Origin of the sequence: Serratia sp. JSRIV002, from assembly GCF_019968725.1 — a bacterium.
Taxonomy (GTDB): domain Bacteria; phylum Pseudomonadota; class Gammaproteobacteria; order Enterobacterales; family Enterobacteriaceae; genus Chania; species Chania fonticola_B.
In genome coordinates, this window is sequence record NZ_CP074143.1 from 1 (window position 1) to 21,890 (window position 21,890).

18 protein-coding genes are annotated in these 21,890 nt (G+C 56.2%); 10 read left to right on the forward strand and 8 right to left on the reverse strand.

All coding sequences use genetic code 11. The features are described from left to right. The 7 genes from dnaA to KGP26_RS00035 all read left to right on the forward strand — a co-directional run bounded on the left by dnaA (position 1) and on the right by KGP26_RS00035 (position 9,409). Positions 1-1,395: a chromosomal replication initiator protein DnaA gene (dnaA, locus tag KGP26_RS00005; protein WP_021181394.1), complete on the forward strand. Its 1,395-nt coding sequence runs from the start codon at positions 1-3 to the stop codon at positions 1,393-1,395. Positions 1,396-1,400: 5 nt separating this feature from the next. Further along, positions 1,401-2,501, forward strand: a complete 1,101-nt coding sequence (gene dnaN / locus KGP26_RS00010) for a DNA polymerase III subunit beta (protein ID WP_021181393.1) — start codon at positions 1,401-1,403, stop codon at positions 2,499-2,501. A gap of 32 nt (positions 2,502-2,533) precedes the next feature. Then, the gene (gene recF, locus KGP26_RS00015; protein ID WP_021181392.1) at positions 2,534-3,619 is read left to right on the forward strand and encodes a DNA replication/repair protein RecF; all 1,086 of its coding nucleotides are present in this window, start codon (positions 2,534-2,536) and stop codon (positions 3,617-3,619) included. Positions 3,620-3,637: 18 nt separating this feature from the next. Continuing rightward, the gene (gene gyrB, locus KGP26_RS00020) at positions 3,638-6,052 is read left to right on the forward strand and encodes a DNA topoisomerase (ATP-hydrolyzing) subunit B (protein WP_059199267.1); all 2,415 of its coding nucleotides are present in this window, start codon (positions 3,638-3,640) and stop codon (positions 6,050-6,052) included. Between the two features lie 125 nt (positions 6,053-6,177). Further along, positions 6,178-6,993, forward strand: a complete 816-nt coding sequence (yidA, locus tag KGP26_RS00025) for a sugar-phosphatase (protein WP_179248626.1) — start codon at positions 6,178-6,180, stop codon at positions 6,991-6,993. A gap of 319 nt (positions 6,994-7,312) precedes the next feature. Beyond that, positions 7,313-8,053 carry a phosphatase PAP2 family protein gene (locus tag KGP26_RS00030; RefSeq protein ID WP_223664861.1) on the forward strand — a complete coding sequence of 247 codons (741 nt, stop codon included), beginning with the start codon at positions 7,313-7,315 and terminating at the stop codon, positions 8,051-8,053. A 75-nt stretch (positions 8,054-8,128) separates the two neighbouring features. Further along, positions 8,129-9,409 (forward strand): DUF3748 domain-containing protein, encoded by a 1,281-nt coding sequence (locus KGP26_RS00035; RefSeq protein ID WP_223498650.1) that lies wholly within the window; start codon positions 8,129-8,131, stop codon positions 9,407-9,409. On the opposite strand, the gene KGP26_RS00040 is transcribed toward KGP26_RS00035, so the two are convergent. Then, positions 9,410-9,769: a YceK/YidQ family lipoprotein gene (locus KGP26_RS00040; protein ID WP_021181375.1), complete on the reverse strand. Its 360-nt coding sequence runs from the start codon at positions 9,767-9,769 to the stop codon at positions 9,410-9,412. It lies immediately after the preceding gene. Between the two features lie 304 nt (positions 9,770-10,073). On the opposite strand from KGP26_RS00040, the gene ibpA reads away from it, so the two are divergent. The 3 genes from ibpA (at position 10,074) to KGP26_RS00055 (ending at position 12,812) form a co-directional block, all read left to right on the forward strand. Then, positions 10,074-10,487 carry a small heat shock chaperone IbpA gene (gene ibpA, locus KGP26_RS00045; protein WP_021181374.1) on the forward strand — a complete coding sequence of 138 codons (414 nt, stop codon included), beginning with the start codon at positions 10,074-10,076 and terminating at the stop codon, positions 10,485-10,487. 70 nt (positions 10,488-10,557) lie between these two features. Next, on the forward strand, positions 10,558-10,986 hold the full coding sequence (gene ibpB / locus KGP26_RS00050; RefSeq protein ID WP_223664862.1) for a small heat shock chaperone IbpB: 429 nt from the start codon (positions 10,558-10,560) through the stop codon (positions 10,984-10,986). A 167-nt stretch (positions 10,987-11,153) separates the two neighbouring features. After that, positions 11,154-12,812 carry a putative transporter gene (locus KGP26_RS00055; RefSeq protein WP_071682676.1) on the forward strand — a complete coding sequence of 553 codons (1,659 nt, stop codon included), beginning with the start codon at positions 11,154-11,156 and terminating at the stop codon, positions 12,810-12,812. A 60-nt stretch (positions 12,813-12,872) separates the two neighbouring features. On the opposite strand, the gene KGP26_RS00060 is transcribed toward KGP26_RS00055, so the two are convergent. The 7 genes from KGP26_RS00060 to KGP26_RS00090 all read right to left on the reverse strand — a co-directional run bounded on the left by KGP26_RS00060 (position 12,873) and on the right by KGP26_RS00090 (position 21,851). After that, positions 12,873-14,123: a valine--pyruvate transaminase gene (locus KGP26_RS00060; protein WP_223664863.1), complete on the reverse strand. Its 1,251-nt coding sequence runs from the start codon at positions 14,121-14,123 to the stop codon at positions 12,873-12,875. A gap of 134 nt (positions 14,124-14,257) precedes the next feature. Further along, positions 14,258-16,324 carry an alpha-amylase gene (locus tag KGP26_RS00065; protein WP_223500574.1) on the reverse strand — a complete coding sequence of 689 codons (2,067 nt, stop codon included), beginning with the start codon at positions 16,322-16,324 and terminating at the stop codon, positions 14,258-14,260. A gap of 186 nt (positions 16,325-16,510) precedes the next feature. Then, complete coding sequence (gene ghrB, locus KGP26_RS00070) at positions 16,511-17,485, reverse strand: glyoxylate/hydroxypyruvate reductase GhrB (protein ID WP_223500575.1); 975 nt, start codon at positions 17,483-17,485, stop codon at positions 16,511-16,513. An 81-nt stretch (positions 17,486-17,566) separates the two neighbouring features. Next, positions 17,567-18,835, reverse strand: a complete 1,269-nt coding sequence (locus KGP26_RS00075) for an MFS transporter (RefSeq protein ID WP_024483300.1) — start codon at positions 18,833-18,835, stop codon at positions 17,567-17,569. A 122-nt stretch (positions 18,836-18,957) separates the two neighbouring features. Next, complete coding sequence (locus KGP26_RS00080; protein ID WP_172413971.1) at positions 18,958-19,905, reverse strand: sugar kinase; 948 nt, start codon at positions 19,903-19,905, stop codon at positions 18,958-18,960. After that, entirely contained in the window at positions 19,902-20,660 is a 759-nt protein-coding gene (locus KGP26_RS00085) for a sugar phosphate isomerase/epimerase (protein ID WP_179248621.1), read from the reverse strand. Before KGP26_RS00085 ends, KGP26_RS00080 begins: the two co-directional genes overlap by 4 nt. Before the next feature lie 156 nt (positions 20,661-20,816). After that, the gene (locus tag KGP26_RS00090; RefSeq protein WP_179248620.1) at positions 20,817-21,851 is read right to left on the reverse strand and encodes a LacI family DNA-binding transcriptional regulator; all 1,035 of its coding nucleotides are present in this window, start codon (positions 21,849-21,851) and stop codon (positions 20,817-20,819) included. Between the last annotated feature and the right edge of the window lie 39 nt (positions 21,852-21,890).

The following is a 21,890-nucleotide window of genomic DNA, read 5'->3' on the forward strand; positions in this document are numbered from 1 at the left end:
GTGTCACTTTCGCTTTGGCAGCAGTGTCTTGCCCGATTGCAGGATGAGTTACCTGCCACAGAATTTAGTATGTGGATACGCCCATTGCAGGCGGAACTGAGTGACAATACCCTGGCGCTGTATGCGCCCAATCGCTTTGTGCTGGATTGGGTTCGCGATAAGTACTTAAACAATATCAATGGCCTGTTGAATGATTTCTGCGGTACGGATGCGCCGCTGTTGCGTTTTGAGGTGGGCAGCAAGCCACTGACACAAACCCTCAGCCAGCCCGTAATGGCCAGCGTCAACAGCGCTCCGGTAGCCCCGGTGGTGCGCACGGCTGCACCGTCCCGCCCAAGCTGGGACAACGCGGCACCGCCGCCTGAGCTGTCCTATCGTTCCAACGTCAACCCCAAGCACACCTTCGATAACTTCGTTGAGGGTAAGTCCAACCAGCTGGCGCGTGCTGCGGCGCGGCAGGTGGCAGACAATCCGGGGGGCGCTTATAACCCACTGTTCCTGTATGGCGGTACCGGCCTGGGTAAAACGCACCTGTTGCATGCGGTAGGCAACGGCATCATGGCGCGTAAGGCCAATGCCAAAGTGGTCTATATGCACTCGGAACGCTTTGTGCAGGACATGGTCAAGGCGTTGCAAAATAACGCCATTGAAGAATTCAAACGCTACTACCGCTCGGTGGATGCGTTGCTGATCGATGATATTCAATTCTTTGCCAACAAAGAGCGTTCACAGGAAGAGTTCTTCCACACCTTTAACGCCCTGTTGGAAGGTAATCAACAGATCATCCTGACCTCGGATCGCTATCCAAAAGAGATCAACGGGGTGGAAGATCGTTTGAAATCCCGCTTCGGCTGGGGCCTGACGGTTGCGATCGAGCCGCCGGAGCTGGAAACCCGCGTGGCGATCCTGATGAAAAAGGCCGACGAGAACGATATCCGTCTGCCGGGCGAGGTGGCGTTCTTTATCGCCAAACGCCTGCGTTCCAACGTGCGTGAGCTCGAAGGGGCGCTGAACCGGGTGATCGCCAACGCCAACTTTACCGGCCGCGCCATCACTATCGATTTCGTGCGTGAAGCGCTGCGGGATCTGCTGGCGTTGCAGGAAAAGCTGGTCACCATCGACAATATCCAGAAGACGGTGGCCGAGTACTACAAAATCAAAATCGCGGACCTGCTGTCTAAACGGCGTTCGCGCTCGGTTGCCCGCCCGCGCCAGATGGCGATGGCATTGGCAAAAGAGCTCACCAACCACAGCCTGCCAGAAATCGGCGATGCGTTTGGTGGCCGCGACCATACTACGGTGTTGCACGCCTGCCGGAAGATCGAGCAGCTGCGTGAGGAAAGTCACGACATCAAAGAAGATTTCTCCAATTTAATCAGAACATTGTCGTCATAGCCCATATGAAATTTATCGTTGAACGTGAGCATCTGCTAAAACCGCTGCAACAGGTGAGCAGCCCACTGGGTGGCCGCCCGACGCTGCCAATTCTGGGTAACCTGCTGCTGCAGGTGACGGAAGGTTCCCTGTTGCTGACAGGGACCGATCTGGAGATGGAGATGGTGGCCCGCGTTGCCCTGTCTCAGCCCCATGAAGCGGGCGCGACGACCGTCCCCGCGCGTAAATTCTTTGATATCTGCCGTGGCCTGCCGGAAGGTGCGGAGATTACGGTGATCCTCGAAGGCGACCGTATGCTGGTGCGTTCTGGCCGCAGCCGCTTCTCACTGTCCACGCTGCCGGCGATAGACTTCCCGAATCTGGATGATTGGCAGAGCGAGGTGGAGTTCACCTTGCCGCAGGCGACGCTAAAGCGCCTGATTGAAGCCACCCAATTTTCGATGGCTCATCAGGATGTGCGCTATTACCTGAACGGTATGCTGTTTGAAACCGAAGGGGAAGAACTGCGCACCGTCGCCACCGATGGCCACCGCCTGGCGGTGTGTTCAATGCCGATTGGCCAACAGTTGCCTACCCATTCGGTGATCGTGCCGCGTAAAGGGGTGATGGAGCTGGTCCGCTTGCTTGACGGTGGCGATACGCCGCTACGGGTGCAGATTGGTAGCAACAACATCCGCGCCCACGTCGGTGACTTTATCTTCACTTCCAAGCTGGTTGACGGCCGTTTCCCTGATTATCGCCGCGTATTGCCGAAGAACCCGGACAAAACGCTGGAAGCGGGCTGTGATCTGCTCAAGCAGGCGTTTGCTCGTGCGGCCATTCTGTCGAACGAAAAGTTCCGCGGCGTGCGCCTGTACGTCAGCCAGAACCAGCTCAAGATCACCGCCAACAACCCGGAACAGGAAGAGGCGGAAGAGATCCTCGATGTCAGCTATGATGGCACCGAGATGGAAATTGGTTTCAACGTCAGCTATGTGCTGGACGTGCTGAACGCGCTCAAGTGTGAAGATGTGCGCCTGCTGCTGACCGATTCCGTCTCCAGCGTGCAGATCGAGGACGGTGCCAGCAAGTCCGCCGCCTACGTGGTTATGCCAATGCGGTTGTAATTTTATAAATACCGTTTCGGTAAAGAGATGGCATGGCATTAACGCGTTTACTGATTAAAGATTTCCGCAATATCGAAGCTGCCGATCTGGCGCCTGCACCGGGGTTTAACTTCCTGGTGGGGGCCAACGGCAGCGGCAAGACCAGCGTGCTGGAGGCGGTTTATACCCTTGGTCATGGGCGCGCGTTTCGCAGCCTGCAGGCCGGGCGAGTGATCCGCCACGATCAGCCGGAGTTTGTGTTGCATGGCCGGATCGAAGGCAGCGGGCGCGAATTATCGGTAGGACTGAGTAAAAGCCGTCAGGGTGACAGCAAAGTGCGCATCGATGGCAGCGATGGCCATAAGGTGGCAGAGCTGGCACAGCTATTGCCCATGCAGTTGATCACCCCCGAAGGTTTTACCCTGCTTAATGGCGGGCCGAAGTATCGGCGTGCCTTCCTGGACTGGGGTTGTTTTCATAATGAACCCGGTTTTTTCACCGCCTGGAGCAACCTGAAAAGGTTACTGAAGCAGCGCAATGCCGCGCTGCGCCAGGTCAATCGCTATGCGCAGATCCGCGCCTGGGATCAGGAACTGATCCCGTTGGCCGAGCGTATCAGCGAGTGGCGGGCAGCTTACAGCGATGCAATTGCCGCGGATATCACCGCGACCTGCGCGCAGTTTTTGCCCGAATTTGCCCTGAGTTTCTCTTTCCAGCGCGGCTGGGACAAAGAGAGCGACTACGGAGAGCTGCTGGAGCGCCAGTTTGAGCGCGACAGGGCGTTAACCTATACCGCGGTGGGGCCGCATAAAGCGGACTTCCGCATTCGTGCCGAAGGTACGCCGGTAGAGGATTTGTTATCGCGCGGTCAGCTTAAACTGCTGATGTGCGCATTGCGCTTGGCGCAGGGTGAGTTTCTCACCCGCCAGAGCGGGCGGCGTTGCCTGTATCTGATTGATGATTTTGCCTCCGAGCTGGACACCGGCCGTCGCCGGTTGCTGGCCGATCGCCTGAAAGCCACCCAGGCACAGGTTTTTGTCAGTGCGGTAAGCGCTGAACAAGTAACCGACATGATGGGTGAAAAGGGCAAGATGTTCCGCGTGGAACAAGGTAAAATAGAGGTTCAACCACAGGACTAAAATGAGCGAGAAACGTTGATGTCGAATTCTTATGACTCCTCAAGTATCAAGGTATTAAAAGGGCTGGATGCGGTACGTAAGCGTCCGGGCATGTATATCGGTGATACTGATGACGGCACCGGTCTGCACCACATGGTATTCGAGGTCGTGGACAACGCTATCGACGAAGCACTCGCTGGCCACTGTAGCGACATTCAGGTGACGATCCACGCCGACAACTCCGTCTCGGTGCAGGATGATGGCCGTGGTATCCCAACCGGTATCCACGAAGAGGAAGGGGTGTCTGCGGCACAGGTCATCATGACCGTACTGCACGCCGGCGGTAAGTTTGACGACAACTCCTATAAGGTTTCCGGCGGTCTGCACGGCGTGGGCGTTTCTGTTGTTAACGCCCTGTCAGAAAAGCTGGAACTGGTGATCCGCCGCGAAGGCAAGGTCCATGAGCAAACTTACAAGCATGGCGAACCACAGGCCCCGCTGAAAGTCGTCGGTGAAACCGACCAGACAGGTACTACCCTGCGCTTCTGGCCGAGCTTCCAGACCTTTACCAATAACATCGAGTTTGAGTACGACATCCTGGCCAAGCGCCTGCGTGAACTGTCGTTCCTCAACTCGGGCGTCTCTATTCGCCTGAAAGACAAGCGCAACGACAGAGAAGACCACTTCCATTACGAAGGGGGTATCCGTGCGTTTGTGGAATACCTGAACAAGAACAAGACACCGATCCACCCAACGGTGTTCTACTTCTCAACCGTGAAAGACGATATCGGTGTGGAAGTGGCGCTGCAGTGGAACGATGGTTTCCAGGAAAACATCTACTGCTTCACCAACAACATCCCGCAGCGTGATGGGGGGACTCACCTGGCCGGCTTCCGTGCCGCGATGACCCGTACCCTGAACACCTACATGGATAAAGAAGGCTACAGCAAAAAGTCCAAAATAAGCGCCACCGGTGACGATGCGCGTGAAGGCCTGATTGCCGTGGTTTCGGTGAAAGTGCCCGATCCTAAATTCTCTTCCCAGACCAAAGACAAGCTGGTGTCTTCGGAAGTGAAAACGGCGGTCGAATCGCTGATGAACGAGAAGCTGGTGGATTACCTGATGGAAAACCCAGCGGATGCCAAGATCGTGGTCGGTAAAATCATCGATGCGGCCCGTGCTCGTGAAGCGGCGCGTAAAGCGCGTGAAATGACCCGCCGTAAAGGCGCGCTGGATTTGGCTGGCTTGCCAGGCAAATTGGCGGACTGTCAGGAACGTGACCCGGCGTTGTCCGAACTCTACCTGGTGGAAGGGGACTCCGCGGGCGGCTCAGCCAAGCAGGGCCGTAACCGTAAGAACCAGGCAATCTTGCCGCTGAAAGGGAAAATCCTCAACGTTGAGAAAGCCCGCTTCGACAAGATGCTGTCCTCACAGGAAGTTGCCACGCTGATCACCGCGCTGGGCTGCGGCATTGGCCGTGACGAATACAACCCGGACAAACTGCGTTATCACAGCATCATTATCATGACCGATGCCGACGTCGACGGCTCGCACATCCGTACGCTGCTGTTGACCTTCTTCTATCGTCAGATGCCGGAAATCATCGAGCGTGGCCATGTGTATATTGCCCAGCCGCCGTTGTACAAGGTGAAAAAAGGCAAGCAGGAGCAGTACATCAAAGACGACGAAGCGATGGATCAGTATCAGATCTCCATCGCCCTCGACGGCGCGACCCTGCACACCAACGGTTCTGCACCAGCCTTGGCGGGTGAGCCGTTAGAGAAGCTGGTGGCTGAACATTACGCCGTGCAGAAGCAGATTGGCCGGATGGAACGCCGTTACCCGCGTGCGTTACTGAACAACCTGATCTACCAGCCAACCTTGAACGAAGACGATCTGAGCGACCGTGCCAAGGTGGAAAGCTGGATCGAATCGCTGGTGAAATTGCTCAACGATAACGAGCAGCACGGTAGCAGCTACAGTTCTGTGCTGGTTGAAAACCGTGAACGCCAGATGTTCGAACCGGTGCTGCGTATCCGTACCCATGGTGTTGATACAGACTACCCGCTGGACTTTGAATTTATCCGCGGTGGTGAATACCGCAGGATCTGTGCGTTGGGCGAAAAACTGCGCGGCCTGCTGGAAGAAGATGCCTATATCGAACGTGGCGAACGTCGCCAGCCGGTAGACAGCTTCGAACAGGCGTTGGAGTGGCTGGTGAAAGAGTCGCGCCGTGGCCTGTCGGTCCAGCGCTATAAAGGGCTGGGCGAAATGAACCCGGACCAGCTGTGGGAAACCACCATGGATCCCGATCAGCGGCGTATGCTGCGCGTAGCGGTGAAAGACGCTATTGCGGCCGATCAGCTGTTCACCACCCTGATGGGCGATGCGGTTGAACCACGCCGTGCTTTTATCGAAGAAAACGCCCTGAAAGCGGCGAATATCGATATCTAACGCCTTATTTGGCTATTAACAATCCGCGCCGGTTCGCCCGCGCGGATTTTTTTATGCCGTTTTTAGCACTAACAAGGCAAGCTGAAACGCGTTAGCATGAGAAAAAACCACTGGGAGACGCTCGAATGGCTATTGAACTGATTGCAATTGATATGGACGGCACGCTGCTCAATCCGCAGCATCAGATTACGCCCGCGGTAAAGCAGGCTCTGACCGCCGCGCGCGCTAAAGGCGTGCATGTGGTACTGGCTACCGGGCGGCCATATGTCGGCGTGCAGGACTATCTGCGTCAGTTGGATATTCAGGGGGAGGGCGATTTCTGCATCACTTATAACGGTGCTCTGGTGCTGAAGGCGACGGACGGGGCCTGCGTGCTGCAAGAAACGCTCGGCTTTGACGATTACCTCTATTTTGAGCAGTTGGCGCGGGAGTTTGGCGTACATTTCCACGCCTTTGATTTCGATACCCTCTACACGCCAAATAAAGACATTGGCAAATATACCGTCCATGAATCGCAAATGACCGGTATCCCGCTGAAATACCGCAGCGTGGAAGAGATGGATCGCACCATGCGCTTCCCGAAGGTGATGATGATTGATGAGCCAGAGTTGCTGGATAGCGCGATAGCCCGCTTGCCCGCAGAGGCCTGGGATCGCTACACCATTATGAAAAGCGCCCCTTACTTCCTGGAGATCCTGCACAAGAATGTTGATAAGGGCGCGGGCGTCAGAATGCTGGCCGAGCATTTGGGCGTCAAGCAGGAAAACGTGATGGCGTTAGGCGATCAGGCTAATGATATTGCGATGATCGAGTATGCCGGGCTGGGCGTGGCGATGGGCAATGCTATTGCAGAATTAAAGGAAATTGCCCAGCACGTGACCGGCACCAATACCGAAGACGGCGTCGCACTGGCCATTGAGAAGTTTGTGCTGAACGTTTAATGTCTGCCAGCCCCCTTCCCTGGGGGCTTAAGATGCTTCCACGTAAATCAGGTATGGCTGATGGCCTGCTGGTGTTATTTCTTTACTGAAATAATTAAGTCGCTCCTAAAAGAATATTTGTAGTGATTTCATGTTTTATTAATATAAATGTTCTCGTTAATTAATTGCATTAATTTAAATGGTATAAATAAAAATTATTTTTGCGATCTGTATTTTTTATTGTATTTTAAATGACGAAATAGCTATTTATCACATCATCTTTCATTTTAGCTTACTCACTATATTGCAAAACAACTAATAAAGTTCGTTAGGAGATAATATGAAAAAAATTATAATATCATCATTGGCTTATATTGCCTTGACGCAAATATCCTTTGCCGCCAGAGACGTGACGACGACACCGGATTTCTACTATCTTAAGGAAGCGCAGTCTATTGATAGCCTCTCCTTATTGCCCCCGCCACCGGCCGTTGACAGCATCGACTTCCTCAATGACAAAGCTCAGTATGACGCCGGTAAGTTGCTGAGGAATACGCCAAGAGGCAAGCAAGCTTATAACGATGCGCAGATTTACGGCGATGGCATACCACTGGCATTTTTCAACGCCTTCGGCATGGAAATAACACGCAAGAAAACGCCAGAGTTATATCGCCTGGTAACTAAAATGCGTGAGGATACCGGTGATTTGGCGACCCGCAGCGCCAAGCAGCATTATATGCGGACCCGGCCTTTTGCTTTTTATCATCAGGCGACCTGCCGCCCGGAAGAAGAAAGTGTGCTATCAACCAACGGTTCCTATCCTTCTGGCCATACGAGTATCGGTTGGGCTACTGCACTCGTGCTGGCGGAGATCAATCCTGCTCGCCAAGGGGAGATCCTCAAGCGGGGTTATGAGATGGGGCAAAGTCGCGTGATTTGTGGCTATCATTGGCAGAGTGACGTCACCGCCGGGCGCCTGGTTGGGGCGGCTATCGTGGCACGTTTACACGCCGAGCCAACGTTTGTTGACCAGTTACAAAAAGCCAAGGCTGAATACCTGCGATTAGCAAAAGCGCCTTAAACCTGGGTGGTGTGAAACAGCCAGGCCGATCGGGTACTATGGCGGTTCTATTCCAGCCGGTATGCAGGAGCCGCCATGAGCCATCAGGAACGACAGCTGACTTTTGATCCGCGAGGTCATCAACTCACCAATATTAATGTCTGGACGCCGTGCGGCCAATGGCTGGCATATGATGTACGGCCAAGCGGTGCATCCTTTACCGGGCTGAGTATTGAACGGGTGAACGTTGCCAGCGGTCAGGTGGAGGTGGTTTATCGGGCGCAGCATGGAGCCCATGTCGGCGTGGTGACGGTGAGCCCGGATGCGCCAGCGCGCTACGCATTTATCCATGGGCCGGAACACCCAGACAGCTTCTGGCATTATGACTTCCACCATCGCCGTGGCGTGATCGTCAGCGAGCCGGATCGTGAATTGGCGATAACCCTGGACGCATTGGACATTACCGCCCCCTATACCCCAGGTGCGCTGCGTGGCGGCACCCACGTGCATGTCTTCAGCCCAGAGGGTAGCCGTCTGAGCTTCACCTATAACGACCATGTGATGCATGAACTCGATCCCGCACTGGATTTGCGTAACGTTGGCGTAGCGGTGCCGTTGCAAGGGGTAAATCCCCCCAAGCAGCACCCACGTGAATACGACGGAAGCCATTATTGCGTACTGGTCAGCGCAACCACGCCAACCCCGCAACCGGGCAGCGATCAAATCAATCGGGCTTATGAAGAAGGTTGGATTGGCCTGCAAGGTTATAGCAAACCCGATGGCAGCCGCCAGCGTTGGGCGTTGGCGTTTATCGGCGATACCCTCTCGCCGCAGGGGGAAAAGTTGCCGGAAGTGTTTGTGGTGGATTTACCTGAAAACGATGCCGACTATGCCAAAGCCGGGGAGGCTCCCTTGCAGGGAACGGCAACGACCTTACCTGCGCCACCGTTAGGCGTTCGACAACGGCGGTTAACCTATACCGGCCAACGCAACTATCCTGGGGTTGCCACCACGCCACGTCATTGGTTGCGGAGTTCGCCAGACGGCAGGGCCATCGCCTTCCTGATGCAAGACGATCGGGGCATAGTGCAACTGTGGACTGTTTCCCCCAATGGCGGGGAGGCGAATCAGGTGACACAATCGGATCACAGCATCCAGTCGGCCTTCAGTTGGCATCCGCAGGGGGGCAAGATTGCGCTGGTGTGTGATAACAGCGTGATGCTGTGCGATATCGCCAACGGCAATATGCAGCGCCTGACCAAACGGACTACGCAACCACCACTGGGGGACGCCGTGGTGTTCTCACCAGATGGCAAACAGGTGGCCTTTATGCGTGAAGTCGCCGGATTTAACCAGATTTTTGTGGTGGCGGTTTAACTACAACCCGGCCGGTGCTGGCGAGGTTGCCATGCCCTGGCCTGGATTGCCGCTGACAGCCAGATTTCGTTCTTCATCATGCTGGATACGGGCTTTGGGTGAGGCTGCCGCTTTATCGCTGCCAGAACGCAGGTAGTCGTAAGGCAGCAAAATGGTGTCCATCGCCGCCGACAGGGGCAGGTCGATCGCCAGCAGGGGCATCATGGCCCAACTGGTATCTTCGCTCTTCATCATATCGACATTGGCGCGCGTACCGGAGTAATAACCCTGGTCGGCCCCGGTGTGGCTGGCTACGCTGGAGCAACCGTTAGTGGTCAGCAGCAGGCAACCGGTCGCTATCATTTTTTTTATTGGTTTCATTCGTCCATCCTGAGGGGAGACATCCCCTGAAATTTGCTGATTTATAACATCCAGCCAAAGCATTGAAAGATGCAACATTCCGCACTGTGGCGGCTATCTCACTTTGAGTGTATGTGATAAACAAATTTTCGCCGTTTCCATTGGCAATTATTTAATCATCACCAGTTGAAATGTGGAAAGCAAACCCCATCTTCTTTACAAGGCCAAATTAAGAATTTGCCGTAAGGGAATTCAAGCCTTATAGCCTGTCCATGATGGAAGGCTTCATTATCAACCTCGCTGAAGTGCCTTAGGAGGCTGTTTTATGCGCAACTTTGATCTTTCCCCGCTGTACCGTTCCGCGATCGGTTTTGATCGTCTGTTCAACGCCCTTGAGGCTGGCCAAAGCCAGGGTAACGGTGGCTATCCGCCGTATAACGTTGAGCTGGTTGATGAAAATCATTACCGCATTGCCATCGCGGTGGCCGGGTTTGCCGAGCAGGAACTGGAGATCACCACGCAAGACAATCTGTTGATTGTGCGCGGGGCTCACACCAACGAACCTGCTGAGAGAACCTATTTATATCAAGGCATTGCCGAGCGTAACTTTGAACGCAAATTCCAGCTGGCCGAGCATATTCAAATTAGAGGCGCCAAACTGGAAAACGGCCTGCTGTATATCGATCTGGAACGTATCGTGCCGGAAACGTTAAAGCCGCGTCGGATCGAAATTAAGTAATTGTTGTTGTATCACCGTGCCTGCCGTTAGGGGGCAAACTTTAAACCTCGCTTCTTGGAAGGAGAGTATTATGCGTAACTACGATTTATCCCCACTTCTGCGTCAATGGATCGGTTTTGACAAGCTGGCCAGCTCAATGGGAGGCCAGGAGCCACAAGGGTTCCCGCCCTATAACATTGAGAAAAGCGACGATAACCACTATCGCATTTCCCTGGCGTTAGCCGGGTTCAAACAAAGCGAACTGGATATTGAAGTGGAAGGCCCGCGCCTGACCGTGCGTGGCAACCCCACACCGCCGGAAAAACAGGTGGAGTATCTGCATCAGGGGCTGGTGTGCAAAGAGTTCAGCCTGACCTTTACCCTGGCAGAGCACCTGCAGGTGTCCGAAGCCAAATTTGAAGACGGCCTGCTGCACATCGATCTGGTACGCCACGTGCCGGAAGCCTTGCAGCCACAACGCATCAGCATCGGTAGCACTCCGGAGCTGGAAGCCAAATAACCGGCTGAAAAAACACAAAAACTTGCGGGGGAGGTCCATTCGGGCCTCCCCCGTCGCATTCTGTGGCATACCCCACATTACCCCCCAACGCCTTATGTCAGAATCCCTAATAATTGCAGGCATTTAATCGCATACCGATTGTTAAACTTATGGTAAGGATGTGACGTATGAGTGATATCGCCCTGACCGTCAGCATGTTGGCGTTGGTGGCTATTCTCGGGTTATGGATTGGCAACTGGAAAGTGTATGGCGTGGGTTTAGGGATAGGCGGCGTCTTGTTCGGCGGCATCATCGTCGGACACTTTGCACAGACTTACCAGATCACTCTCAACGGCGACATGCTGCACTTTATTCAGGAGTTCGGTCTGATCCTGTTTGTTTACACCATCGGTATTCAGGTTGGCCCTGGTTTCTTCTCGTCCCTGCGCGTTTCCGGCCTCAAGCTCAATGGCTTTGCCATTCTGTTGGTGCTGGTGGGCGGCGTGGTGGCGGCGATTGTCCATAAGCTGTTTGCCGTGCCGTTACCGATCATTCTCGGCGTGTTCTCCGGCGCGGTTACCAACACTCCGGCGCTCGGTGCCGGGCAGCAGATACTCACCGATCTGGGTTCCGATCCGGCGCTGGTTAACCGCATGGGGATGGGCTATGCGATGGCCTATCCGTTCGGTATCTGCGGCATTCTGCTGGTGATGTGGCTGATCCGGCTGTTTTTCCGCATCAATATCGATAAGGAAGCGCAGGAATTTGAAGACAGTCTGGGGAGCAATCGCGAACTGTTGCAGACCATGAACGTGGCGGTGCGTAACCCCAATCTGCAAGGCATGGCCATCAAGAACGTACCGTTGCTCAACAGTGATGAGATCATTTGTTCGCGCCTCAAGCGCGGTGATTTGCTGATGGTGCCCGCCCCGCATGAGACGCTGGAACTGGGGGATTTCCTGCACCTGGTCGGCAAGCGCGAAAAGCTGGAAAATGCCCGGCTGGTGATTGGCGAGGAAGTCGACGTATCGCTCTCCACCCGGGGGACTTCACTGCAAGTGGTTCGTGCGGTAGTGACCAACGAAAAGGTGTTGGGTAAAAAAATCCGCGATCTGGAGCTGAAGCAAAAATATGAGGTGGTGGTCTCTCGCCTCAACCGTGCCGGGGTCGAGCTGGTGGCGGGCAGCAATGTTACGCTGCAGTTCGGGGATATCCTCAACCTGGTGGGGCGGCCAGAATCCATTGAGGCGGTGGCCGCGATTGTCGGCAACGCCCAGCAGAAGCTGCAACAGGTGCAGATGCTGCCGGTATTTATCGGCATTGGCCTTGGGGTGCTGTTGGGTTCTATCCCGCTGTTTATTCCCGGCTTCCCGGCAGCATTGCGGTTGGGGTTAGCCGGTGGTCCGCTGGTGGTGGCGCTGATCCTGGGGCGTATTGGTAGCATCGGTAAGCTGTACTGGTTTATGCCGCCAAGTGCCAACCTGGCTCTGCGTGAACTGGGTATCGTGCTGTTCCTGGCTGTGGTTGGCCTGAAGTCGGGTGGCAACTTTGTCGATACCCTGCTGCATGGCGATGGGCTGGCGTGGGTCGGTTACGGGGCACTCATCACCTTCATACCACTGATCAGCGTAGGTATTCTGGCTCGGGTAGTGGGTAAGATGAACTACCTGACGCTCTCCGGCATGCTGGCGGGCTCAATGACCGATCCACCGGCGCTGGCCTTTGCCAACGGCCTGCACCCTACCAGCGGCGCTGCAGCGCTCTCTTATGCCACGGTCTACCCGTTGGCAATGTTCCTGCGCATCATGTCACCGCAGCTGTTGGCGGTGCTGTTCTGGGCAATGTAGCCTGCAAAAAGGGGCTCCGCTTGCGGAGCCCCAAGATACTGCTGACAAAATCTCAACCGGCTACACTTCCTGGTGGGCGCGCTCAACCTCTTCGGCCAGGATCATCACGCCACGCTCAATATCTTCCGGATTAGGCACATAGTTCATGCGCATACATTGATGCGTATGCGGCCATTCATGCTCCAATCCCGGGAAGAAGTAGTGGCCAGGCACCATCAATACGCCACGCTTTTTCAGCCGTTGATACAGCAGTTCGGTGGTGATGGGCAGATCCTTGAACCACAGCCAGAGGAAGATAGCCCCTTCCGGTTTATGGATCAGGCAGCGCTCCGGCGACAGGTAACGGCGAATAATGCCGATGGTCTGCTCGACCCGCTGCTTGTAGAACGGGCGGATCACCTCGTTGGATAAACGCAGCAGGTCGCCGCGCTCAATCATCTCCGTGGCCAGCGCCGGGCCAATGCTGCCTGGGGACAGGCTGATAATGCCGTTCATATTGGTCAGCGCGGTAATGACCTTCTCGTCGGCAATCACGATGCCACAGCGTGAGCCAGGCAGACCCAACTTGGACAAGCTCATGCACAGGATGATGTTCGGGTTCCACAGCGGCGTGGCTTCGCTGAAGATAATGCCGGGGAACGGCACGCCGTAAGCGTTATCGATCACCAGTGGGATATCACGCTGTTGCGCCAAGAGATCGAGCTTCATCAGCTCTTCGTCGGTGATCACGTTACCGGTCGGGTTGGTGGGGCGCGATACGCAGATCATGCCGATGTCGTCACCGATGTTCAGATGCTCAAAATCGACGTGATACTTGAACTGGCCGTCTGGCAGCAGCTCGATATTGGGTTTGGCAGAGACAAACAGCCCTTCATCCAGTCCGGAATCGGCATAGCCAATATATTCTGGCGCCAGCGGGAACAGCACGCGGCGGCGAGTGCCGTCGGCGTAACGGCCAGCGAACAGGTTAAACAAGTAGAAAAACGCGCTCTGGCTGCCATTTGTCAGTGCAATATTCTGTGGCTCGATCTGCCAGCCAAGCTCTTCCTGCAGCATAGTGGCCAGCGCTTTCAGCAGGGCGTCTTTGCCTTGCGGGCCGTCGTAGTTGCACAGTGCCTCGGTCAGCTTGCCCTGATCGAGCATCTCCTGGCACAGCTGTTTGAAGTAGCTGGCCATCTCTGGGATCTGCGCCGGGTTACCGCCGCCAAGCATGATGGCACCTGGCGTGCGCAGGCCTTCGTTCAGATCGTCCATCAAGCGGGTGATGCCCGCGTAACGGGTAAATTTGTCGCCGAAAAGTGAAAAATTCATAGCTGCTGCAATATGGTTGTAAGCGGGTAGACGCCCACCATACCGCCAGATAAAAGCGGGTGCAATGCGGCTGATATCTTACCCGCCGGGCATAGATGTCGCTCGGCGGGCTTTTTACAGCATAACGCGCTGAATTATTGTGACCGATCGCCAGCCCACACCACCATCACCTTATCACCCCCATGTTGGCGACTAAAGGCATAGTAATGAGGCGTTTGCTGGGATTGCTGCGTACCGGCACCGACTGCCGGGTGGCGCTCGCGGAACTGGCCTAGTTGCTGCCAATGTGCCAACAACGGCGCTTTGGCTCCTTGCAGTTCACCCCAGTTCATATCCGAGCGCGTGCCTTGTAAAGGATCGGAACCGGTAGGGCCAAACGGCCGGCCACTCTCATCACCGTAATAAATCTGTACCGCGCCCGGAGCCAATAACAGCAGGTCTGCTGCTCGTTGCTGCAAAGGCAACGAACCTTTGGCATCGCTGGCGAAGAACAGGCGAGTGTCGTGCGAGGAAATATAGCTCAGCACGTTGAAGCCCAGCAGCTTGTCCGCCATTTGCTGATAGGTGGCATCGATATTGGAGAAGCAGCCCAGCGCCTGCGAGGCCTGATCCTGAAAATCGAAGTTGATCATCGCATCGAAGCCGTGCTGGTAATAGTCGCTTTTCATCACCCCGTGGCCCCAGGCTTCACCGGTCATCCAGAACGGCGCGTTATCCAGTGCCTGCTTGGGATTAGCCGCTTTCCACTCTGCCAGCGCCTCGGTGGCACGCTGCTTTAGCAGGTCCAGCGTGGGTTTATCGACGTGCTTGGCGGTATCAACGCGGAAACCGTCAATGCCGTAGTCGCGCACCCATTGGCTGAGCCAGGCCGTCAGATAATCGCGGGTGGTGGCCCCTGGGATTTCGCGCGCGGCGGTATCAGATTTATGGCGGAAGAACAGCGGTAGGCCGCTGGCTCCTGGCGCTTCAGTTTTGATGTCCGGAAGGAAAGCCAGTGACATGGTCAGGTCGTCGAAGCCCGGTGAGTCGTAATCGCCGATATCGGTGCGGATCCAGTTTTTCCCCCACCATTGGCTCCAGCCTGCTTTATCGCTGAAGTTAATGTAGTCGTTAAAGCTGTGCCAGCTCTGGCCAGGCCCCGGTTGCCAATCGCCCCAGTTTTTGCCGAGGATTTTTGCGGCTTCGTCACTCTTCAGGTACAGCGAGCCAAACTGGAACTGCTGCATATCGGCCAGTGTGGCATAGCCGACGTGATTCACCACCACGTCAAACAAGATGCGGATCCCGCGCTGATGTGCTTGCTCCACCAGATTACGCAGATCCTGCTCATTGCCCATATTGGCATCAAGCTTGGTCCAGTCCTGATGGTAGTAGCCGTGATAGGCATAATGCGGGAAATCCCCTTTGGTTCCGCCGCCGACCCAGCCGTGGATCTGTTCCAACGGGGAACTGATCCACAGGGCGTTGACCCCCAGCTGTTGCAGATAATCCAGTTTTTTCGTCAACCCGGCGAGGTCGCCGCCGTGGAAGGTGCCGATCTCTTGCATGCCGTCGCCGTGGCGGCCATAGCTGTGATCGTTGGCTGGGTTGCCGTTTTCAAAGCGATCGGTCAGCACGAAATAGACCGTGGCGTTGTGCCAGTTGAAAGCCGCCTGTGGCGGCGTATTGGCTGACTCTAGCAATAGCAGACCCCCGCTGTTGGCCGCCGGTTGCAGGGTGACCAGGCCTTGAACTACCGTGGCGGTCTGGCCGGAATAAAAATCGCGCACCGTTTCGCCTTCGGCAAAGGTGTCCTTCACCGCGATCGTGATCGGCTGGCCATCCCAGCGTTGGCAGGTGCGAGCTACGGCGGCGACGGTTTTTTCCGGTTCTGCCTTCAGGCTGAGCTGCAAGGTGGGCGTGCCACTGCGGGTGTCGATACGTACCTGATAATCACCATCGCGAAATAGCCGCCAGTTGACCGGCTCGCTATCGCTACAGGGTTGCAGCGACAATGTCTGGTTCAGCTTAACCGCGTCACTGGGCTGCCAGCACTGTTGGTTCTGATACAGCCGCAGCGGCAGTTGGCCTTTGGCTAGGGTAGCCTGGCTGGTAAATAAACCGCTGGCGGATTCGCTGAAGGCCGGGAAGCTTTGCAGCGTCCAGTTGGCCAGCGCTGCGGGTGAAAGCAGCATCAGCAGGGGAAGGGTCAGGCGTTTCATGGCTCTCCTTACTCGTGGCAGGAAGCGTTTTTATCGTAGGGTAACCTAGTGTGCTGGATGGAGAAAAAATCGCCTCATCCCTGGGTAAGAATTTGGGGGCGGAGGGGGAAGGGGGAGACTGCTGCTCACTCCACAGGTTCAAAATGTAGCTACATAGCGAGCCGGAGCAGTCTCATTCAGTCAAACTTATTTCTTCAGCAACTGCGGGTTAACGCAGTTTTCTGTGACCGTACCGGTCAAGGCGGCAATCAGGTTATCCACGGCGCACTCGGCCATGCCGTAGCGAGTCTCATGGGTAGCGGAACCGATATGCGGCAAAGCGACCACGTTGGCCATTTTCAGCAGCGGCGAATCGACCGCGACCGGCTCTTGCTCGAACACATCCAATCCAGCGGCATGAATGGTACCGTCTTGTAAGGCTTCAATCAGCGCTTGCTCATCTACCACCGGGCCACGCCCCGCGTTAATCAAAATTCCGCTCTGCTTCATCTTCGCCAGCTGTTCGCGGCCAATCAGATGGAAGGTTTGCTCAGTGAGCGGCAGCGTAATGCACAGGAAGTCCGACTCGGCCAGCAGCGTATCGAGATCGCAACGGCGGGCATTGAAGCGTTGCTCTGCTTCTTCATGTGTACGGCGTGCGTTGTACAGCACCGGCATGCCAAAGCCAAAATGCGCGCGCTGCGCCAGCGCCAGGCCGATGCGGCCCATACCGAGGATGCCGATGGTTTTATGATGCACGTCAACGCCGTACCAGTCAGGCCCGATGCTGCCCTGCCATTCCCCTGCCTTGACCCGCTCAGCCACCTCGACCACCCGGCGTGCGGTGGCCAACACCAGGCTCATGATGGTATCGGCCACGGTTTCGGTCAGGACGGTTGGGGTATGCATCAACAGCACCCGGTGGGCGTTGAGCGCTGCAACGTCAAAGTTGTCATAACCGACGGAGACGGTGGACGCCGCACGCAGTTTGGGGGCGCGTTGCAAAAAGGCTTCGTCAATCTTGCCGCCGGAACCGAGGATGCCTTCGGCCTGTTGTAGCGCCTGATCGAAGGCGGCGTTGTCCAGTTGCAGACCGTCAAAGGTATGAACGGTAAAGTGCTGGTCCAGCTTGGCACGCAGGTCGGCAGGAATACGTTTGTACAACACGATTGCAGGCTTCATCAAATAACTCCATCTGGCGAACGAGATGTTCAACATAACATATTGCAGGAGAGTGAAGGGCTGAGCCCCTCACTCGCAAGATCAGGCCACCTGGGGCTGAGCTTCATTACGTGCTGGCTTGACGATCAGCGTCAGCCCCACTGAGGCCAGCAGCGCGATAGCCATAAACATATAGGAGGCCGCCGGGCTGCCGGTTGCCCCGTTGAGGTAACCGACAAACCAGGAGCCGAAGAAGGAGCCCAGCGCGCCCATGCTGTTAATCAGCGCCATGGCACCCCCGGCGACGTTTCTTGGCAGCATCTCCGGAATGATGGCGAAAAACGGACCGTAAGGCGCATACATGGCCGCACCGGCGACCACCAGCAGACCATAGGAGATCCAGAAGTGGTTCGGGCCAATGGCGTAGGAAGCGAAGAAGGCCAGCGCGCCAATCAACAACAGCGGCCAAACAAACAGCTTACGGTTCTGCATCTTGTCCGATGCCCAGGAAACCACGATCATCGCAATGGTGGCGGCCAGATAAGGTACCGACGACAACCAGCCCGCTTCAACCATCCCCATCTGCATACCGCTGCGCAGGATCGAAGGCAGCCACAGCACAAAGCCATACACGCCGATGCTCCAGGCAAAATATTGCATGCACAGCAGGATCACGTTGCGCGAGCGGAAGGCTTCGCCGTAGTTGCGTACCGCCTTGATACCTTTCTGCTCCTCGGCCAGTTGCTGTTGCAACGCCAGCTTTTCCTGATCGCTCAGCCAGCCGACCTGTGACGGTTTGTCTTTGACCAGCACCCACCAACAGAATGCCCAGATCACCGCAGGAACCCCTTCGATGATAAACATTTCACGCCAGCCAAAGGCGTGGATCAGGTAGCCAGAAACCACCGACATCCACAACACCGTGACCGGATTGCCGAGGATCAGGAAGGTGTTGGCGCGAGAGCGTTCAGACTTGGTAAACCAGTTGCTGATGTAAATCAGCATTGCGGGCATCACCGCCGCCTCCACCACGCCGAGGATAAAGCGGATCGCTGCCAGCATCGGGATATTGCTGACCATGCCGGTCAGCGAGGCGCAGCCGCCCCACAGGATCAAACACCAGAAAATCAGCTTCTTGACGCTACGGCGTTCGGCGTAGATGGCGCCGGGGATTTGGAAGAAGAAATAGCCGAGGAAAAACAGGGCACCCAGCAGGGATGACATCCCTTTGGTGATGCCAAGATCGTCATTAATCCCGGCGGCAGAGGCAAAGCTAAAGTTGGCGCGGTCCAGATAGGCCAGGCTGTAGGTGATAAACACGATGGGCATGATGTACCACCAGCGTTTGGCCGCAATAGTTGCTTTAGTCATGTGCAGAACCCTTCAGTGGAGTCTTCTCACCAGCGGTGGCTTGCAGCCATCCGCTGGGGCTTGTGCTCTCCCGGCGTGCCTCGGTTGTAGGGACAGAGGTGGGCGCTCATTGGAGCAAATGATTATTCCGCCAGTGCGGCACGGGTTGGCAGCCCTTCGCTGTCGCCGATGGCCTGGATGGCCAGCGAACCGATCTTGTTGCCGCGTTGTACCGCCTGGATCAGCGTTTTGCCTTCCAGCAGGGCGCTTAGCGTCCCAACCGCGAAGCCGTCTCCGGCACCGACGGTATCAACCACGTTGGTGACTTTGACCGCGGGTACCGCAGCCTGGTCGCCGGCGGCGGTTTTAAACCAGGCACCCTCTGGCCCGGTTTTGATGATCACGGCCTGTACGCCGCGCTCCAGATAGAAATCGGCGATGCCTTCCGCGGTGGATTGTCCGGTCAGGATCTGGCCCTCTTTTAACCCTGGCAGCACCCAGTCGGCCGCGCAGGCCAGCTTGTTGAGCTGTTCGATCATCAGCTCCCGGCTAGACCACAGCACTGGGCGCAGGTTGGGGTCGAAGGAGATGGTTTTGCCCAGGGCGCGCATCTCGGCGGCGGCGAAATGGCACAGCTCCAGCGACTCGGCAGACAGCGCGGCGGCTACTCCGCTCAGGTGCAGATGGCGCGCCCCGGCGAAGTAGTCACGATCGAAGTCGGCGGTGGAAAGATGGCTGGCGGCGGAGCCTTTGCGGAAATACTCCACGCTGGGATCGGTTCCATCGGTATTTTTAGATTTCAGCTGAAAACCGGTTGGGTAGCGGCCATCAACGGTGACCCGCTGGGCATTAACCCCTTCTTTCGCCAGCTGTTGCAGGGTAAAGCGTCCAAACGAGTCATTACCTACCCGGCTGACCCAGCCGACGTTCAGACCCAGGCGGGCAAGTCCGATCGCTACGTTCAGCTCGGCACCGGCGATGCGTTTGGTAAAGCTTTCAACCTCGGCCAGATCGCCAGTTTGCGCTGCGACAAACATCGCCATGGCTTCACCCAGCGTGACGACATCTAAAGAATTTTGCGTGCTCATCATGCCTGCTCCCCACGTAACATATCCACGTAATGGCGGGTTACCGCCTCCAGATCGCTGCCCTGTAGCGGGAACTCGATGCCGCGTGGTACGTCCTGCGGCAAGCGGGCCAGCACTTCACGCCAGCTACCGTCGGTATCATCCAGGGCGATGGCGCGCCAGCCGCGTGGGCCAAGGGTGGCGGCTTTAACATGGATATAGCCGACGTGTGCGGCCAGCAGATTGGCGGCGGCCAGGGCGTCTTGCCCCACCCAATGCCAGTTGGCCATGTCGAACGTCATCCCGACCGGCAACTGGCTCTCTTCCACCGCAAGGAAAAAGGCGTTCATCAACGACAGGATGCCGCAGTCTGGCGTTTGATCGTTCTCGACCACCAGTTGGACTGCGGATTGCCCCAGCGCGATTTTTAACTCGGTAAAGTCAAAGCCTGGCCGGTAGTGGCCTAAAGCGAGTTTGAGCCTACTGGCTTGCAGGATCTTCGCCTCTGCCAAAAAGGCGGGCAGATTCGGGTTCAGGGTGTGCTGTGGTGTAAACAGTGACTCAGGAGCGGAATACACGGCGGCCAGTTGGTGTTGCTGCAGGGCTTTTGCCAGAGTGGGTAAAGCGTCCAGTTCCTGCGGGGAAAGCAGTTCACGGCGGATTTCCACGCCGTCTGCGCCTGCCTGAGCGATCAGGGGTAATAACGCCGCCTGCCCCCCTAGCTGCTGTACCTTGTCGTTGCCGTAGGCGCTGGTTACTACAATAATCTGTTGCTTCATCTTTTGGCTCCTGAGGTGACCTATCACCACCGCGACTGTTATTGCCACGGTAAATGGAACCGGTTCCATTGAAAAGCAGCAGCATGCAGAATTATGATCGCAATCACGGAGTTGGCTGAAAAATAGTCGTTTGAGGACTGGTGATTCGAGTGTGGCTTAACGCTGGGTGGAGCCACGAACGATCAGCTCACCGGAGAATAGCTGCTCGCTAACGGGATCATCGAGGCCCTGGATACGCTGCACCAGCAACTCCAACGCGGCATGTCCTATCTGGTAGGTGGGCTGTTTCAGGGTGGTGATCCCCACCCCGGCCAGTTCGGCCCAATCCAGTTCGTCAAACCCCAGCAGGCCAATATCGTTGCCCCACTGCATGCCCAGGTGGCGCATAGCGCGCGCAACTTGCAGCGTTAGGGCACCGTTGGCTGAGATCACCGCTTTGCGCATGCCGCGATGGCGGGTGTTGAAGGTCTGTAATACCGTTGCCAGCTTTTCGGCGTCGTTGAGCGGGGTTTCAGCCTGCTCGGCGGATAAATCGGGATGTTTGGCCATGGTCTGGCGAAAGGCGTGCAGACGTTCAAGCCGGGTATTCACGGTGCCAATCGGCTCACTGAGGAACAGGATCGCCTCAAACCCCTGCTGTAACAAATGCTCCGTTGCGATGGCGGTGGCCTCGTGGTTATTCAGGCCCACCACATCGCAGGCGAAATCGGGGATTTTACGGTCGATCAGCACCATTGGCAGCATCGACTGTTGCAGCATGGAGAGCGCGTCTTCACGCATCCCTACGGCGTTCACCACAATCCCTTCCACCCGGTAGCTGCTCAGCAACTGTAGATAGTGCTGTTCCTGATTGATCTCGTTATTGGTGTTACAGACCAGCAGGGTAAAGCCATGTTGACGGCAGGCGGCTTCGATACCGCGCATCACGTCGACGGAATAGGGATTGGTGATATCGGCGATGATCAGGCCGATCAGCCGCGTTTGTCCGCCTTTCAGGCTGCGTGCCATCTGGCTTGGGCGATAGTCGAGCTGCTGGATCGCGATGTCGATACGTTGCTTGAGGGCGTCGGAGAGCAGGTGCTGTTCACCATTGAGATAGCGCGACACGCTGGTTTTGCCGGTTTGGGCGTGTTTTGCCACATCACTGATGGTGGCGCGCCCTGAGGCACGCGTTGCTTTATCACTGCTCACAGCCAATCTCCCCTGCGGTTCAATGCCAAGGAGACTAAC

What these genes read in the sequence shown, in the direction of transcription:
- dnaN (WP_021181393.1), top strand. Translation starts at nt 1,401, where the DNA reads ATGAAATTTATCGTTGAACGTGAGCATCTGCTAAAACCGCTGCAACAG.
- recF (WP_021181392.1), top strand. Translation starts at nt 2,534, where the DNA reads ATGGCATTAACGCGTTTACTGATTAAAGATTTCCGCAATATCGAAGCT.
- gyrB (WP_059199267.1), top strand. Translation starts at nt 3,638, where the DNA reads ATGTCGAATTCTTATGACTCCTCAAGTATCAAGGTATTAAAAGGGCTG.
- yidA (WP_179248626.1), top strand. Translation starts at nt 6,178, where the DNA reads ATGGCTATTGAACTGATTGCAATTGATATGGACGGCACGCTGCTCAAT.
- KGP26_RS00030 (WP_223664861.1), top strand. Translation starts at nt 7,313, where the DNA reads ATGAAAAAAATTATAATATCATCATTGGCTTATATTGCCTTGACGCAA.
- KGP26_RS00035 (WP_223498650.1), top strand. Translation starts at nt 8,129, where the DNA reads ATGAGCCATCAGGAACGACAGCTGACTTTTGATCCGCGAGGTCATCAA.
- KGP26_RS00040 (WP_021181375.1), bottom strand. Translation starts at nt 9,769, where the DNA reads ATGAAACCAATAAAAAAAATGATAGCGACCGGTTGCCTGCTGCTGACC.
- ibpA (WP_021181374.1), top strand. Translation starts at nt 10,074, where the DNA reads ATGCGCAACTTTGATCTTTCCCCGCTGTACCGTTCCGCGATCGGTTTT.
- ibpB (WP_223664862.1), top strand. Translation starts at nt 10,558, where the DNA reads ATGCGTAACTACGATTTATCCCCACTTCTGCGTCAATGGATCGGTTTT.
- KGP26_RS00055 (WP_071682676.1), top strand. Translation starts at nt 11,154, where the DNA reads ATGAGTGATATCGCCCTGACCGTCAGCATGTTGGCGTTGGTGGCTATT.
- KGP26_RS00060 (WP_223664863.1), bottom strand. Translation starts at nt 14,123, where the DNA reads ATGAATTTTTCACTTTTCGGCGACAAATTTACCCGTTACGCGGGCATC.
- KGP26_RS00065 (WP_223500574.1), bottom strand. Translation starts at nt 16,324, where the DNA reads ATGAAACGCCTGACCCTTCCCCTGCTGATGCTGCTTTCACCCGCAGCG.
- ghrB (WP_223500575.1), bottom strand. Translation starts at nt 17,485, where the DNA reads ATGAAGCCTGCAATCGTGTTGTACAAACGTATTCCTGCCGACCTGCGT.
- KGP26_RS00075 (WP_024483300.1), bottom strand. Translation starts at nt 18,835, where the DNA reads ATGACTAAAGCAACTATTGCGGCCAAACGCTGGTGGTACATCATGCCC.
- KGP26_RS00080 (WP_172413971.1), bottom strand. Translation starts at nt 19,905, where the DNA reads ATGATGAGCACGCAAAATTCTTTAGATGTCGTCACGCTGGGTGAAGCC.
- KGP26_RS00085 (WP_179248621.1), bottom strand. Translation starts at nt 20,660, where the DNA reads ATGAAGCAACAGATTATTGTAGTAACCAGCGCCTACGGCAACGACAAG.